We start from the raw sequence: 15675 nt of genomic DNA on the forward strand, positions 1-15675 counted from the left end.
GGCGACATTGAGACGCCGCCTAACAACGCGTTCCAAAAATAGAAAACGTCCCTTCGAAAAAATTCATTCTAAGAATTCTAATTCCTGAATATACTCTCGAAAGAATGCTTCGCTTATTGTTTGGAAAGAATTTTAACGGTTCTCTCCAAATCATCTCTGTGCTGTTTGAGGTCTTTTTTCAAAAGTGCCGGAATTTCTTTTTCCTCTTTTAGGAACCGATTTGTTCTATCTACAAGATCTTGATTCGGCTCCACGTTTGGAAATAAAATGTTTCCAAACGCGCTGGAGAAATGAGAATCTCTTTCCTTGTAAATCTTGATCACATGCTGAAAGTATTTCTCTTCGTAGATTTTTAGGATATCTTCCTGGTGGTCCCAGTAAAATCCCCGCATCCCGTAGCGGAGCATATCCGTTGAAAATTTCGTTTTCGGGTCGTTGAATTCTTTCCAAGCATCTTCTTTCGTGCCTGCATTCGGAAACGCCACCTTGGCTCCGTATGCCTTTTTGGTTCCGAGATCGGAAGTATCCGTCTTCAATTCCTTTTCAATGAGATCTAACGCGTCTTTGATACCGAACGCGGAAAGTCTGGTCAGAATGCTCCATCTTCTTTCTTGGTCGATTTTGATTCCCGGGATCTTTACGTTTCCGTCTAAGAGATCACGCAAATAATTCAACTGATTTTGGTTACGGGACGTCCCTTCCAGAATTCGATACCAGACTATTTTTTCCTCGTCCTTCGTCTCAGGATCTAAAATTCCTTTTTTCGCGAGTTCGTTGAGTTTTGTAGACCATTCTTCTCTGTTCTCTTTTTTTAGATAACTCGCGGCGATAGATGAGGCTTTCGTAAGAATATGACTGCTCCTAACGGAAAGGTCTTCCTCTTTGATTCCCTGCGAAAAGACAATTTCCAAAAAGTCCTTCGGTGAAATTTCCGCGTCACGCGTCATTTGCCACAGGGAACCCCAGAGAATTCTTCTTGAAAATCTATCCTTTAATTTGTTAAGCGAAGTCTTTAGTAAGACGATAGAATCCTTCGGAAGATAGGTTTTGGCATAAGCGTGGTCGTTCGTGTTTAGGACGACGATTTCGGAACTTCCTGAAACGTGTTTGTATGGTAGAATCGTTTCTTTGCCCTTCACTACGATTCTATCCTTCCAGACGGTCTCGAAAGAATCCCCTTTGAGAGAAAATATCGTTACTTCAAGGGCGTGAGTTCTGTATAAGCCGTTTTTTTCGGAAGGAAGTTGCCGAATCAAAAGATGATCCTCTTTCCATTCCGGGAGGAGCGTGTTTACGCCCGTTGTGTCGAGCCATTCTTTGCTCCAACCCCGGATGTCGATTCCGGATGTCTCGGACATTGTGTCTAAAAAATCGTTCTGAACCGTATTGGAATTCGCAAATTTTTGAAAGTATTTCCGCATCGCCTTTCGAAAGGATTCTTCTCCGATGTAATACATCAACTGGCGAAGGACCGAGGCGCCTTTTGAATAGGAGATTCCGTCGAAGTTGCTGATGGCGTCTAACGTATTTTCCGCAGTGCCCGCGATCGGATGAGTCGTGGATAACTGATCTTCTCTGTATGCCCATTCTTCTCTTACGTAAAAATGTTCGAGTGCGTCCGGGAAAAGTTTTCCTTGCGACATCGCGTAATAGGAGAGATAGTCCGCGAAACTTTCGTTTAACCAGAGATCATTCCACCATTTCATCGTTACAAGATTTCCGAACCACATATGAACCATTTCGTGGTAGATCGTATTGGCTCTTCCGAGATATTCGGAATAGATTCTCGGACTTCTGAATATGTAGTGCTCGGAAAAAGTGACCGCGCCGACGTTTTCCATCGCGCCCATATTGAATTCGGGAACGAAGATCTGATCGTATTTTCCGTACGGATAGGGAACTTCGAAATAGGATTCTAAGAATGCGAAGGATTCTTTTGTGATCGCAAAGATGTTCTCTGCGTCCATAAACTTCGAAAGAGATTTTCTACAAAGAATTCTGAGAGGAATGTTTTTGTATTTGTCTTCCCAGACTTCGTACGGCCCGACGATCAAGGCAAACAAGTACGTGGAAAATAAAGCGGTTTTTTGGAATTGAATTTCTATTCTTCCTTCTTTGATTTCTTCCTTGGAAGCAAGAGTGTTATGAATGTATTTCCAATCCTTCGGTCCGCTCAGAGAAAGTTCGTACGTTGCTTTGAGATCGGGTTGATCGAAGCAGGGAAACATTCGATGCGCTTCGAACGGTTCGAAATCCGTGTGAAGATATTCCGAACCGTCCGCAGGATCTTGAAATTGATGAAAGCCGGAGCCGCTATGATTGTATTCGTTCGTATATTTGATCTTAATTTCGTTTTTTCCGGACTTGAGAGAATCGCCGGGAAGATCGAGAGAAGAATCCGTCTTTGTATAGCCGGAGTATTCTTTTCCGTTTAACAAGAACACTTCGATCTTCTTTGTGACAAAATCGATCTTGAGTTTTCCTTTTCCTTTGCCCGTATAGAAGAATAGAATTTTTGTCTCTCCTTGATAGGTGGGAGATCCGGCTTTCAAATCCAAATGAATGGAGTAGCTTACTTGATTAACAAGGTTCGCTCTTTCAAGGGCTTCTGTTTGTGTGAGTATGTTGGGAGCATCCATTCTATTCTTCTTCCTTTACATGATATCTTTGAGTTCCATCTTCCGAAGTCGAGGAGCGATCGCTCCTACAAAACCGACCGTGAGAAGAGTGAGCGCGCCGCCTGCGACGATGGATCTGCGAATTCCCAACCATTCTGCGGTCACGCCGGATTCGAATTCTCCTATCTCGTTAGAGGAACCGATGAAGATATGATTCACGGCAGATACTCTTCCTCTCATATGATCCGGAGTGTGCATCTGCACGATGGTATGGCGGATCACGACGCTTACCATGTCAAAGGCGCCAGCGGCCATGAGACAAAGAAACGCAATTCTCCAATCCGTAGAAAAACCGAAAAGAACGATACAAATTCCGAAACCAAAAACACAGGAAAGAAGAATCCAGCCGGAATTTTTTTTCGGAGGTCTTGCCGCGATGAAGAAGGCGCACAAGACGGCGCCGACTCCTTGTGCGGAGCGGAGCATTCCGAAGATCTCCGGACTTTGACCTAAGATTTTTTCGGTAAACGATGGAAGAAGCGCGACAGCGCCTCCGAAGAGAACGGCAAAAAGATCCAGAGAAATCGCACCGAGAATGATCTGATGACTGGAAACAAATTTCCAACCGGAGCTAAGGCTCTCCCAAATCGTTTCTCCGATTTCAGGTTTTTCGGGGACCGGTTTGCTTTTTACAAGAAGCATCATCAAAAATCCGGAACTCATAAGGAGAAGATCTACCGAATAAGCGATGTAAAGACCGAGGACGATCAACATCCCTCCGGTGAGAGGACCGAGAACAAGAGAGGTCTGCCAAGCAATTCCACTCCAAGTCGCGGCGTTCGGAAAGGTTTCTTTATCCACGAGTTGTGTTTGAAATGCCGCGGTCGCTGGATTGAGAAATCCCCTTGCGATTCCCGAAAGAAAGATCACTCCATAGATCGGATAAACTCCGAAGTCTCGTAAAATCCATTCCATATTAGGAACTACTAATATAAGAAGAAGAAGGGAACAGATGGAAAGAAGTCCCAGAGCGGAAGAAACGATTCTTTTTCTTGGAAAGGAATCGATGATGAGACCGGAAAACAAAGCCATCGTGATCGAAGGAATCGCTTCGGTAAGGCCGATAAATCCAACGTGAAGATTACTTCCGGTGAGGTGATACATCTGCCAGCCGACGACGGTCGTTTGGATGCTGATCGAAAGAGTCACCATAAACTTACCGAGGAGAAAGGAACGGTAGTCGGCGACTTTGAGAGCTTGAAAGGGATCGTGTTTTTTTAGAGTTTGTGTCATCGTTTAGTTCTTAAGTGGATGTTTGATAAAATACATGCCCATTGCGGCGACCATCATCCCGTGATGAAGGATATTTTCAGAAATGAGATTCGGAATATTCTCAAGCGGTGTTTCAAAGATTTCGATTTGTTCGCTATCGTCCAGATCTTGGTCGTAAAGTTTATGAACGTTTTTCGCGACGAAAGTATGACACCAGTTGTTTAAGATCGCCGGATTGCCTGTTACCTTACCGAGGTATTCCCAATCTTCCGAGACGTAACCCGTTTCTTCCACGAGTTCTGCTTGAGCGGATTCCAAGAGCGTCGCCTTTTCCGCGATTCCTCCGGGGATTTCCAAACTGAAACGATGGATTCCGTGTCGATATTGATCGATGAGAAGAATCTTGTTTTCCGGTGTAAGCGCGATTACGTTCACCCAATCGAGAGATTCCAGATGAAAGAAGTCTTTTGAAACCTTCTGATCCGGAGAAGTGGTGTGCCAGGAAACAAGTTTGAAAATCGGAGTCTGTATCAAATCTTTTCGATTTGCTTTGGACCAGAGATGGGAGAAGGGATCATAGGATTCGGGGTGGAAGGGTTTCATTGGTTCCCACTTTTTTGGAATGCTTTGCGAGGTTGGAATTCCGAAATGGTTTCTTGTTCTGAGTTCGAACTTAAGAATAGAATGTTTTTCTGATGGACGGATCTCAACGGAAATTTCAAAAGAGCCCAGTGTCGGTTCACGAGAATGCGGGACATCACCGTGGATTGTCGAAGTTTCGACGATGTTGAGGAGGCGTTCGTTTTCTTTGATATCATTTCAGTTTATTGAGAGGGAAGAATTTGCCGAAATTTTTTGCCAAATCATTCTTAGAAAAGAGTGCACAGAGTCGGCAAAGTTCTCGTTTTCTCGACGCGGAAGAATGCTTACGTTTAATAATTCAAGAGGAAAATGGGAACGAGTCAGGAACGGATTTTTGTAGGAGTTCCTACGAAGAGAGGTGGAAAAATTTTTCATTGTATTATTAGAGATTTCTGATAAAGGAAATTCTCCCGAGTTTTCCCACCACCGCTCCCCTCCACCCAAGGTCAGGGTGGGGCGCGCGATCTTCACGGGAGAGCGTCGTAATTCCGACGGATTTTTCATCGGAAACAAACGGCCTCTTTAGAAGAATCCGATTCTTTCGCCTTTAAGGAAGTAGAACTCAGAAGAGGGCTCCCATGAGAAACACGAAAAGCCGGATTTTTGTAGGAGTTCCTACGAAAGAGGAGAAGAAACTTTTTACTTGCAAGATTACGTTTTTCTGATATAGAAAAATGTCCCGAGTTTTCCCACCTCCGCTCCCCTCCACCCAAATCCGGGTGGGGTCCGCGCGTTTTACGGAGGACGTCGGAATTCCGACAAGGCTTCCGTTGGTCTTGTTTTTCCGGTGAAAACGGTCTCATCTTCCCTCCATTCTTTTCGGAGCCTTCTTTTTCTCCAAGAGAGAAATCCCTCGAAAAGTGAGGGTCGGAACTCCGATTCTTTCGATCGTTTTTGCAATTCTCAGTGTACAGGATTGACAGAATCTTTCCCGCTCTAATTATGTCACATGTCCCATGAAGCTCAATCCTGAACAGGAAAAAGCCGTCCGCCACGTAGACGGCCCGATTCTTATATTTGCCGGTGCCGGATCCGGAAAAACCCGCGTTATCTCCAATCGAATCGCACATTTGATCGAGAACGCGGGAGTTTCCGCCGGAAAGATCGTTGCGCTCTCTTTTACCAATAAGAGCGCAAGAGAAATGGAAGAACGGGTTCGGAAGATGATTCCGAGACAGAAATTAAAAGGAATCGTTCTTTCCACCTTTCATTCCCTCGGCCTCAACATTCTCAAAAAACATATCGGACTGATCGGATACAAACATCCCTTTCTTCTCCTGAATCAAAACGATCAGGAAGGGTTCGTAACTACATTATTGATTGCTAATAAAGTCGAACTCAAAAAAACGAAGGTTTCCGAAATCCTCGGGAAAATTTCCCGAATCAAAAACTCGGGTCCAAGTTACAGGGAATATCTGGATTCTTCGCTTGTGGAATCGGATCAAATCGCGAATCTCATCTTTGATAGTTATCAGACCTCGCTCAAAGAACAAAATTCCTTGGACTTCGACGACCTCATTCTTCTACCAGGAGTTTTATTGAAGGAATTTCCGGAGGTCCGAGAAGAATATCATAAGAAGTTTCAATACTTCATGGTGGATGAGTTCCAGGATACCAACCAAACTCAGTATGTCTTTTTAAGGGCCCTCATGGGGGAGAATCGAAATCTCTGCGTGGTAGGGGACGATGATCAGTCGATTTATGCCTTCCGAGGATCCGATCTCAGTCTGATTCTCAATTTCGAACAGGATTTTCCGGAAAGCAACGTTGTGCGTCTTCTGGAGAATTATCGTTCAACACAGGTCATCATCCGCGGAGCGAATTCGCTTATCAAAAACAATCTTTCGAGAAGATCAAAGGAGCTTTTTTCCTCCATTCCGGGAGGTCGAAAGATCCGTTATATAGAAAGAATGGACGAAAAGGACGAAGCCGCCTATGTCGTCGACTGTATCCGAGAAGAGATCATCAAGGACGCAAGAGTAGGAAGCCAGATCGCGATTCTCTTCCGAACGAATTTTCAGACAAGACCTTTCGAGGAAGAACTCAGAAGCAGATCGATTCCTTATAAGCTCATCGGTGGATATAACTTCTTCGATCGTAAGGAAGTTCGGGATATGATTTCCTATATCCGCCTCATCGCAAACACAAGAGACGACGCATCTCTTCTCCGTGTTTTGAACTATCCGAAACGAGGCATCGGACCCGGAAGTATCTCTCTGATTCACGAAAAAGCGGGACATATGAAAGAATCCTTATATGAGATTCTTTTTCGAGTCTGCGAGTCTCCCGATTTTATTCCCGGATTACAAAAAAAAATCCAGTCTGAAATTTATAATTTCGTAAATCTTATCGAACGAACCAAAAAGAAATTCGCTACGATGCCGAAGATGTATCTCGCCTTTCGTGAATTCATCCAGGAAGTCGGAATCGAAAAAGAAATTCTTCTCGAAGAGAAGGATGAGAAGATCGCGAAAGCCCGAACCTTCAATCTTTCCGAACTCGTAAACATGATGTCCTATTTTGAGGAGAATCATGATTCTCCAGAAAAGCCGACCCTTTTTGATTTTATCAATCGTCTGAATCTTCTTATGGAGGACGAAACTCCCTCCGATGATGACAAGGAGGACAATCGGGTACAACTCCTCACAATTCATCAGTCAAAGGGGCTCGAATTCGATTCGGTTTATGTCCCAGGACTGGAAGAGGGAATTCTTCCTAACTCTCGAGTGCTAACGGAAGAATCTTCCGTAGACGAGGAAAGACGCCTTCTCTACGTGGCTATGACCCGCGCGAGGAAGCATTTATGCTTGACAGGGGCCGCAAATCGGCGCAAGTTTGGGGAGCAAATGGCTACCCAGGCCTCCCGGTTCTTGGCGGAAATCGATCCGGAGACTTTGGACTGGGTTTCCAACGAAGAATCCAGAGAGCAAGAAACGGCAGACTTCTTCGCTGAGCTGGAAAAATTGAAAACAGGATCGTAGAATGGCTTTAGATAAAAAAATACTGACTCTGGTAACAATACTTGTTTTTACCGCCTGTGCAAGCGGTCAGAAATCCGTGGATCCAGGCGTTTCGCAAGAATCGGCCGTCCGCGCGAAAATTCAGGGAATCGATTCCCAACTTTCCACCACGCCTTTGGACGAAAAGAAACGTTCTTCTCTCTTGATGGAAAAGGCAAAACTTCTCCTGCAGATTGAATCTTATAAAGAAGCATCGATCGTTTTAAAAGAGATCCAAAATTCGAAAGAAGGAAAGGGTCTGGAACACTTGGATCATTACTTAGGGACCGCTTATCTGGGAATCAACGACACGGAGAATGCGATCGTTCATTTCAGAAAATCGGAAACCGTGGATAAAAATTACGAATCCACAACTCGCAGAAAGATGTATGCGAAAGCTCTTTACCAAGAAGAAAAATACGGTCTTGCTCTTGGAATTTTAGGCCGCGCTTCCAGAGAAAAGGATTTTGAAAAAGACATTCTTTTCTATGAGACGGTTGCCAACAGCTTTATGAGAATCAAGGAATTCAAGAGATGCCAGATCGTTCTGGAAGAGGGTCTTCAGAAATTTCCGGAAAGTCCGGCTCTGAAAGAGATCCAGGAAAAACTTTCTCAGGTTCTTCCAAGATAATCCGTTCCTTACTCAATAGAACTTTTATAAACCGGGTTTGGCAAAAGGCGAAGTCCTTGGCTCCCGGTGACTTCCTTCGTTTTCTCGGTTCCTTCTTTGTTTTCTTAAGAGAAAATAGAAGAATCAAATTTATCCTCATCACATTCATTTTACTTTTGAGCATTCACGCGATTGTCGTCGAATCGGTTGGTTATTACGTGAGAACGCGTCTTTTGGATCTAAGAGGTCTCAAAGAACTCTCTCGCAATTTTATCAATCAGGAACTTGGGCGCGCCGTAACACTCGGAGTCGTCGAATACGACTTCCCAAACGCTGTCGTCTTCGAGGACTTTAGAATCTCCTCTGAAGAGGACTTCGCGCTCAATCATATTCTATTCAGAACGAACAAAATACAATTTCGTCTCGGCGGTTTGTGGAAAGGACAACCCTATATCAAAGGAATCGTGGTCAAAGATTCTTCCCTCAATCTCGATCTTCAGGACGCGATCGCAGGAGAATTGATCGGTTACGTGCAGAAGATAAACATTCCCGAAATTAGATTGATCAATACGACGATTACGATCTCCAAGGGCGGAGACGAAGTATTAAACGCGATCAAGGGGATCGATATCGTCATCACCAAACAACCCGAAGGCGTTATCGTAAAGGTAAGCGATTCCTTGTTTCCGTTACCTTATTCCCGTTTTATACAAGGAACCTTCGAGACTAAATTTAACTCCGAAGAATCCAAAAGTATATTCCGTTTTCAGAATGTGAAGGCTGAAAAGATCCGCGGGCTTTACTCTTTGTTCGGAAAAATTCTTCTGACCTCGGGAAAAATCTCCGGAGAATACGAAATTCTTCTCAACGGAAAAAAACTTTCCGTGACGGGTAAGAATCATTTTACGAACGTATCGGGTAAAATTCAGCAGGAGCTTCCTTTGGGGTTGAGAATACCCGATCTAAAAGACGCAGACCTCTTACACGAGATGGATCTTAAACTTGATGAGACGGGAGAAAAACAAATCCATACGTTTACAAAAGAAGAGAACGTGTTTCGAGTAACGTACGGAATCAATCCGAAAAAACTTTCCACTTGGGAAATCTTTGCCGATTGGAAGAATATTCAAGAACTTAAATCCGTCTTTCAACTTCCCGGAGATTTGGAGATTCTGGAAGGTCAACTGAACCTAAAAGGAAAATGGGAAGAAACCGGAAATTATAACGATTGGATCCGGAGCAACGTTTCTTTGAGTCTTCTGGGATTTCGCTGGAAGGATCCTTTTTTAGAGATTCGTTTTGATCAGGTGGTTGCGAACGTTCTTCCCGGAAATCTATTGGAGCTGAACGCGAAAGGGGATCTGTTCCAAGAAACTCTGGCAATGTCGATTCATGGAAAGACCGGTTGGAAAAAATCTCCGCGCGCGAACGGTGCGTTTTTCTATCCTTTTTACAACGATTGGAAATGGGATTTGGAGTTGGCTCGAATCTCGGTAAAAAACTTTCTTCCGATTTATCATTCGTGGAAGAATTGGATTCGGACGGATATTCGAACCAGGCAGGAAAAACTTATCCCAGAAATTCGATGGACCCGAACTCCATTTTACAAATATCTAATGGAGTTTTTTACGGCGACGATTCACTGGAAGCTCAAGTCTTTTCGTTTTAAGGAAAAGGATTTGGGAAGGGTTACGCTCGACGGAAAAATCGTTCCGTTCTTTTCCAGATTGGATTTGAAAGGATATCAAAACGACGTACCTTATTTGGAAGGATTCGCGAATTTCACCTTCGGTCAAGACAATCCGTATATGGATTTCAGAGTTAAGGCGACGGATATGCCCTGGGAAGAACCCGTGAGCGGTTTTTGCGGATCCTGGATCATTCCGGAATCGGTTACTTCGGACACTACGATTCGTCTTTTTGGAGACGATTTTCTCGCTCTACATAATTCTTTAAATGTTTTGCATAACGTGAGTTTCAATCGCTCCCGATTTCAGGACAAACGTTCACTTCCTTTGAATTTGAGAGAACCATTCGATTTCGGTTACGAGCTGAATCTTCTACCGACTTTATCGTACTATAGAAATATTTTTTGGAAGAATGAATCCGCTGATCTTACCGGTTACGGCGCAGTGGAACAAAATCGAATCCGAATCAGCGCGAACGGAAAACTCAACGAAGCTTTTATCAGTCGAAAATTTAGGGAGGAAGCAGGGGAATGCAAACTGGAATCAATCGGAGACAGATAATTCTAATTTCTTCCGGGCTCTTGCTCGCGATCCTTTTGTGCTTTGGAATTTATATTTCCTTTTTCGGATCGAACAATAAAGAATCGGGTCAAAAGTCTTCCGTCAAAGTCGATCTGATCGGAACGTGGAGAGTCGCTCCGATCCATCCCTTGGTCCAGATTCGTTTTTTGAGTGAAAAGGAAGCGGTTCTCTTGGAAGAAGAAAAAGAGACAAAATTGTTCCTTATGGAGGACGGTGAAGGGCTTCAACTCAGAAAAAGAGGAGAAGAAACACCGAGCGGTTATTTTCTTTTTCGGGAGCTCAAAACGAATACATGGCAGGGACTCTGGGGAGAAGATCTGGTCGTATTAAAAAGAATCTCTTCGGAAAACGCAACACGTTAGTCTTCGATTTACCCGAAAAACAGCCAGGAAGTTTACGTCTTTGTAAAATTCGTTCTCCGATTGGAGTCGTAGGTCGATGAGAGAGGTCCACCTTTTCTTTGGTTTACTTCTTTAGCGCAAGCTTCGATTCTTCTGACGAATTCTCCTCAAAGAATTTTTCGGAACGGATTTTCGAACTTTTTTCTCAGCTCTTTGCGGGGATGTTTCCAGCTCTTTTTTCCAGCTCGTCAATCTTTCCACCGAAGGCACGGCATACTTTCGAATCCACCGATTGTAGATCTCCTGTATGGGAACTGAGTCTAAATAATTCCACCGAATCCGTCCCTCTCTTTTTACGATGAGAAGCCCGGAGACCTCCAGAATTTTGAGATGTTGTAGAACCGTACATCGATCCAAAGGTTCGAAATGAGCGCAGATTTCCCCTGTGGTCATCGGAGATTCTTCTAAAAGATCCAAAATTTTTCTTCTTTTTGAATCAGCCAGAGCTTTAAAAACGGGATCTTGCTTGTCATTCGTAAACATGTTGTAATAATATAACATATTAAATAGCTTAATTAGCAAGAGGAATTTGTATGGAATTAAAATTTACGGTTCAGACCAAAGTGCAAAAACCGTTAAAGGAAGTATTTGAAGCCGTCTATGATCCGAAACACTTAAGCGGTTATTTTACGACCGGAGGAGCGAGCGGACCTTTAAAAGAAGAAACGGAGGTTGTATGGAAATTTGCGGATTTCCCATCGGAGGAAGGTACAACGGTCTCTGTAAGGGAAGTTGTGATGAATTCTAAAATTGTTCTGGAATGGGATGCTCACGAAGGAAGTTATGAAGGTACAAAAGATTTATTGAGCGTCGGCTTGTACAAAACCCGGGTGGAAATGATTTTCGAATCTTTGGGACAGAATTCAACTTTATTGAGAATCAGGGAATCCGGTTGGAGAGAATCACAAGCCGCCTTGGACGGTTCTTATATGAACTGCCAGGGTTGGATGAATATGAGCTGTTGTCTCAAAGCCTATTTAGAATACGGGATCAATTTGAGAAAAGGATTCTTTTGAGAGATCTATTCGATTCCTTGTAATCAATGCGACCTCGTTTATTTTCTCGGAATCCCTTTGATGAGTTTTGTGATTTCTCTCGCGGCGTGTCGGGAAGAATTTTCACTGCCAAGAGATTCTTTCACCTTTCGGATTTCTTCGATCGCCTTGTTTCGATATTTTTTGTTTTCAAGAAGATCGATCGATTCCGCAACGATATGAACCGGAGTACATTCTGCTTGTACCAATTCTCTGCAAATTTCTTTTCCGGATAATATATTTACGAGCCCGATATTGGGAGTTCGGATGAAGAAGGACCCGATCGCATAGGTGAACATACTCACTTTATAGAGAATCACCATCGGTTTTTCGAAGTAGGCGACTTCCAATGTTGCAGTCCCCGAAGTTACGAGGACCAAATCCGATGCTTCGATCGCTCTTAGGGATCGGTCAAAAAGATATTCGATTTTTAAGTGGGAATACTTTGTCTTTGCGAGTTCGATCTGTTCGAGAATATACAATTCTTCTTTTTGATTGATATTGGGGAGTAAGAAGCGGACTTTCTTTTTTTCCGATTCGTAGTGCTCCGAAAGTTGTCCGGCGGTTTCCAAAAGATCGTTTAAGATTCTTCTAATTTCTCCGCTTCTTGATCCGGGCATCAATGTGACGGTCGCGTGAAGATGAATCTTTTCTTCCGGTTCTTCGATCGGAGCTTCTTTTCGTATCTTTTCCCGGAGACGAACCGCGAGAGGATGCCCCACGAACTCGCAAGGAACTCCATAACGATCGTAGATTTCTTTTTCGAAAGGGAATAGAACGAGCATAAGGTCGACCGTTTCACGGATTCCGTAGATTCGATTGAACTTCCAAGCCCAGAGTTGTGGAGAAACATAAAAGATGACGGTGATTCCTAATTTTTTTAATTCCTTCGCGAGTCGAAGATTGAAGCCGGGGTAATCGATGAGAATCGCGTGCGTGCAATTTCTTTCCACTGCCGCGTCGAGAAGTCTTCCGATCAGAGCTTTTAAAAACCTGTATTTAAAAAGGATCGCTGAGAATCCTATGATGGAAAGTTCTTCCATGGATTCTATGGAATGAAAACCTTCCTCGATCATTCTTTCTCCGCCGACTCCGAACGTTTCCAGTTCCGGAAAATTCTTTTTGAGTTCTCGGATCAATTCTCCACCCAAGAGATCGCCCGAATGTTCTCCGGCGAGCATTAGAATTTTCGGATCTTCTCTTTTGAGAGTCGCGCTTTCGCGTTTGGGCGCGGGATGGCTACTTGATTTTTTTGGTTGTAGAGTTGATTTTCGTAAGGTTGCCACTGCCGATACTCAAGATGTGAATTTTCAGTTTTTCTGCAAGGTTTATAAATTCTTTCGGATGAACAATGATTGTCTCTCCGGTTCTTAGGGCAAGAGTTCCACAGTTGTTCTCGTGCATGGTTTTTAATGTTTCTTCGCCCACGGTGGGAAGGTCAAAACGATCGTCTTGTCGAGGTTTCGAACTTTTGCAAACGATTGCCTTTCCTTTTTTTGCGAAGGAGCCGCCTCTGGAAATCGCGAGGTCCGTTCCTTCCACCGCTTCCACTGCAAGAACCGATTTGTCGAGAACGACGACGGTTTGACCGATATCGAGTCCCGCCATCTTTTCTGCGTATTCCATTCCGAAGGCGACGTCTTCCAATTCTTTTTTGCTGAGGGCTTTTTTGGTGAATCTTCCTTCGGGAAGAAAAAGAGATTTAAGATACGTCTTCTGAGAAATGATCGTGATCTTTTCTTTTGCGAACTCTTCAGAGACGGTTTTAAAGATAGAATAATCGTGTTTGTTGACCATTCTCGCGAGAAGACTGATCGCCTTAAGATCGAATTTTAGATTCTTAAAGATGATTTCTTTTTTTACCTTCCCCAGAAGAAGGAGACGATCTATATTATGTTGTTTGCATATCTTCATCAAGGTTCCGATCTTGACGATATGAATCGGGAGATTCCGGTCGGAGTATTCTCCGACTTGGAATTCGGATTCTATGATGGACAGCAGAAGAGGATCCTCGCCGGCGGAGAGGGCCTCTTTCATTCCGATATGCGGAAGTTCTCCTCCACCGGCAAGAATTCCTAATCTTCCCACTAAAACTTAGTCCGAAGAGGAAGTGGAAGAGGTCGTCGATCCGGAAGATTCTCCAGAACCGCTTTTTTTATAATCGGTTACGTAAAATCCGGTGCCTTTAAATATGATCCCGGATCCGTTGGAGATCATTCTTTCGACCTCACCTTCTTTACCACAAAGTGGACAATCGCGGATCGGATCATCCTTCATGGAATGGAATTTTTCGAACGTTTGTCCGCAGGCTTTACATTTGTAGTCATATGTCGGCATTTTGATTCTCTCTATTAGAATTTTCTAATTTATGATTTCTCGTCACGGAATAAATTTGAACTGAAAAACGCTCACGCTCGAATCTCCGTTTTCCCTCGCCATCGGAAGACAAAGTCTCCAACGAATTCCGGAGCTCGCGTCGATCGACTCCAAAGAATCGATTCCCGAAAGAACCTTTTTTTCGGAAAGCGTCAAACCGGTATTAAAGCCCGAACCGGTGCTATGTATATTTAGACGAAATCTCTTTTTAGAAAAATTATCCCCCGTAATGTATCGATTTCGGTTGATGGAAATACTTTCCTTATCGATTGAAATTTCAAAGGCCTTGTTTAAATCTCCGGGAGTTCCCGCAAACAAAGTAAAAACGGGAATACTTTCGTCTCCGCCTAAAAAGGAAACGTAGAATTCCAAATCACGGAACGGCTCTTCCACACCTCGGCAGATAAAATCGTATTTATTTTTGGAAGAATGGATGACGATTCCGATATCGCCGTCCAACGCGATTTTTTCGGTTGTATGGTATTCTCCCTGAAATCCGAAAGGAGGAGAGGATTCTTTCCAGGTTTCGAAATCCCAAACTGGAGCTCGATCCATCGCACGAAAGGATTCTTCCATTGTTTGAGCGATCGTAAGATCGGGGGAAATCGTTTTTAAGAATCCGGAAAAGATCCAGCCTACGGCGCCGTTTCTGAGGTCCAAAACTTGGTTCCAGTTTCCTCTTTTACCTGCGATCGTTTCGGTGCGGGAATCACGATCCAAAATGAAAACGGTTTCTCCACCCTTGAACTGAAACGCGATCGGGTTTTCGGTTCCCGGTCCGGTTCTTACGTTCAGATTCTTCCCTTCGATTTCCGCCTTACTCGCGCTAAATGGAGAATCCTCTCTTCCCGAAAAGTATTCGAGAAGTTTGGAAAGTTTTGTTCTTCCAGTCTCATCCAATTCTCTCGCGGAGCCGGAAGCGAGGGATTTCAGAAGCGCTTGGTTGTATTCGTTGTAGAGCGGAAGAGGGTTGGAAGAAATCAGTTTTGTGAGATGGCGGGAAAGAATATCGGAAGTTTCGTATTCCGCGCCGAGAGTCAATTTTTTGCAAAGGGCTCTGGTTTTGAGAAAGGATCCATCCGGAAGATAGGAAAAGAATCTGTCTTCGAATGTGAAGATCGTTCTTCCGGAAACGTCTCGTTTGGTAAATTTGAGCCCCGATTTTTCGGAGAATTTCTGCACGAGCTTTTCTTTTTTTTCCGCGGGAAGGATTAGCAAAGAAGAATTGAATTCAGCCAATGCCATGGACGCAAAGGAATAGTCTTCCAAATCCGGGTCCTTCTTTTTTAGGACTTCTAAGACGACGTCTTCCCAATTCCCTTTGGAGAAATTCTTATAAACGGAATCTGTTTTCCGAGTCAGAAACTTCCAGGTAAGAAAAACGACAAGGATGGAAACAAAAACAAGGCCGAGGAAAACAAAAAAGCTCTTTCTCAAGTCCTACCCCGGCTTT

At 43.8% G+C, this 15675-nt stretch carries 12 protein-coding genes and 1 pseudogene; 5 read left to right on the forward strand and 8 right to left on the reverse strand.

The features are described from left to right. Positions 1-113: 113 nt before the first annotated feature. From pepN to DLM75_RS17720, 3 genes are read right to left on the reverse strand one after another with little or no spacing between them, the layout of a single operon-like run. Positions 114-2639: an aminopeptidase N gene (gene pepN, locus DLM75_RS17710; RefSeq protein WP_118969828.1), complete on the reverse strand. Its 2526-nt coding sequence runs from the start codon at positions 2637-2639 to the stop codon at positions 114-116. A gap of 15 nt (positions 2640-2654) precedes the next feature. Beyond that, entirely contained in the window at positions 2655-3911 is a 1257-nt protein-coding gene (locus DLM75_RS17715) for an MFS transporter (protein ID WP_118969829.1), read from the reverse strand. A gap of 3 nt (positions 3912-3914) precedes the next feature. Continuing rightward, positions 3915-4493, reverse strand: a complete 579-nt coding sequence (locus DLM75_RS17720; protein ID WP_118969830.1) for an NUDIX hydrolase — start codon at positions 4491-4493, stop codon at positions 3915-3917. 995 nt (positions 4494-5488) lie between these two features. On the opposite strand from DLM75_RS17720, the gene DLM75_RS17735 reads away from it, so the two are divergent. Genes DLM75_RS17735 through DLM75_RS17750 form a run of 4 tightly spaced genes read left to right on the forward strand, consistent with a single transcriptional unit; the run spans position 5489 to position 10773 of the window. After that, entirely contained in the window at positions 5489-7513 is a 2025-nt protein-coding gene (locus DLM75_RS17735) for an ATP-dependent helicase (protein ID WP_118969833.1), read from the forward strand. A gap of 1 nt (position 7514) precedes the next feature. Then, positions 7515-8162 (forward strand): tetratricopeptide repeat protein, encoded by a 648-nt coding sequence (locus tag DLM75_RS17740; protein ID WP_118969834.1) that lies wholly within the window; start codon positions 7515-7517, stop codon positions 8160-8162. Between the two features lie 56 nt (positions 8163-8218). After that, on the forward strand, positions 8219-10390 hold the full coding sequence (locus tag DLM75_RS17745) for an LIC_12586 family protein (protein ID WP_118969927.1): 2172 nt from the start codon (positions 8219-8221) through the stop codon (positions 10388-10390). Then, positions 10360-10773, forward strand: coding sequence for a hypothetical protein (locus tag DLM75_RS17750; RefSeq protein WP_118969835.1), 414 nt, complete (start codon positions 10360-10362; stop codon positions 10771-10773). Before DLM75_RS17745 ends, DLM75_RS17750 begins: the two co-directional genes overlap by 31 nt. Before the next feature lie 201 nt (positions 10774-10974). Here DLM75_RS17750 and DLM75_RS17755 read toward each other — a convergent pair. Further along, positions 10975-11295 (reverse strand): annotated as a pseudogene (locus DLM75_RS17755) (ArsR/SmtB family transcription factor); the annotation flags it as partial. Between the two features lie 50 nt (positions 11296-11345). Here DLM75_RS17755 and DLM75_RS17760 point away from each other — a divergent pair. After that, entirely contained in the window at positions 11346-11828 is a 483-nt protein-coding gene (locus DLM75_RS17760; RefSeq protein ID WP_118969836.1) for an SRPBCC domain-containing protein, read from the forward strand. Between the two features lie 38 nt (positions 11829-11866). Here the strand turns inward: DLM75_RS17760 and lpxB are convergent, their stop codons facing one another. The 4 genes from lpxB to DLM75_RS17780 are packed head-to-tail and all read right to left on the reverse strand — an operon-like array spanning position 11867 to position 15659. Beyond that, positions 11867-13132: a lipid-A-disaccharide synthase gene (lpxB, locus tag DLM75_RS17765; RefSeq protein WP_118969837.1), complete on the reverse strand. Its 1266-nt coding sequence runs from the start codon at positions 13130-13132 to the stop codon at positions 11867-11869. After that, the gene (locus DLM75_RS17770; RefSeq protein ID WP_118969838.1) at positions 13086-13934 is read right to left on the reverse strand and encodes an LpxI family protein; all 849 of its coding nucleotides are present in this window, start codon (positions 13932-13934) and stop codon (positions 13086-13088) included. Before DLM75_RS17770 ends, lpxB begins: the two co-directional genes overlap by 47 nt. A 6-nt stretch (positions 13935-13940) precedes the next feature. After that, entirely contained in the window at positions 13941-14183 is a 243-nt protein-coding gene (locus DLM75_RS17775) for an FmdB family zinc ribbon protein (protein WP_118969839.1), read from the reverse strand. Positions 14184-14225: 42 nt separating this feature from the next. Continuing rightward, positions 14226-15659 carry an SH3 domain-containing protein gene (locus DLM75_RS17780; RefSeq protein WP_118969840.1) on the reverse strand — a complete coding sequence of 478 codons (1434 nt, stop codon included), beginning with the start codon at positions 15657-15659 and terminating at the stop codon, positions 14226-14228. Positions 15660-15675 lie beyond the last annotated feature (16 nt).

Source organism: Leptospira stimsonii, from assembly GCF_003545885.1.
Taxonomy (GTDB): domain Bacteria; phylum Spirochaetota; class Leptospiria; order Leptospirales; family Leptospiraceae; genus Leptospira; species Leptospira stimsonii.

Bases quoted from the DNA above. Each gene is read 5' to 3' on its own strand.
- DLM75_RS17750 (WP_118969835.1), top strand. From the start codon at position 10,360: ATGCAAACTGGAATCAATCGGAGACAGATAATTCTAATTTCTTCCGGG.
- DLM75_RS17740 (WP_118969834.1), top strand. From the start codon at position 7,515: ATGGCTTTAGATAAAAAAATACTGACTCTGGTAACAATACTTGTTTTT.
- DLM75_RS17720 (WP_118969830.1), bottom strand. From the start codon at position 4,493: ATGAAACCCTTCCACCCCGAATCCTATGATCCCTTCTCCCATCTCTGG.
- DLM75_RS17715 (WP_118969829.1), bottom strand. From the start codon at position 3,911: ATGACACAAACTCTAAAAAAACACGATCCCTTTCAAGCTCTCAAAGTC.
- DLM75_RS17775 (WP_118969839.1), bottom strand. From the start codon at position 14,183: ATGCCGACATATGACTACAAATGTAAAGCCTGCGGACAAACGTTCGAA.
- pepN (WP_118969828.1), bottom strand. From the start codon at position 2,639: ATGGATGCTCCCAACATACTCACACAAACAGAAGCCCTTGAAAGAGCG.
- DLM75_RS17735 (WP_118969833.1), top strand. From the start codon at position 5,489: ATGAAGCTCAATCCTGAACAGGAAAAAGCCGTCCGCCACGTAGACGGC.
- DLM75_RS17760 (WP_118969836.1), top strand. From the start codon at position 11,346: ATGGAATTAAAATTTACGGTTCAGACCAAAGTGCAAAAACCGTTAAAG.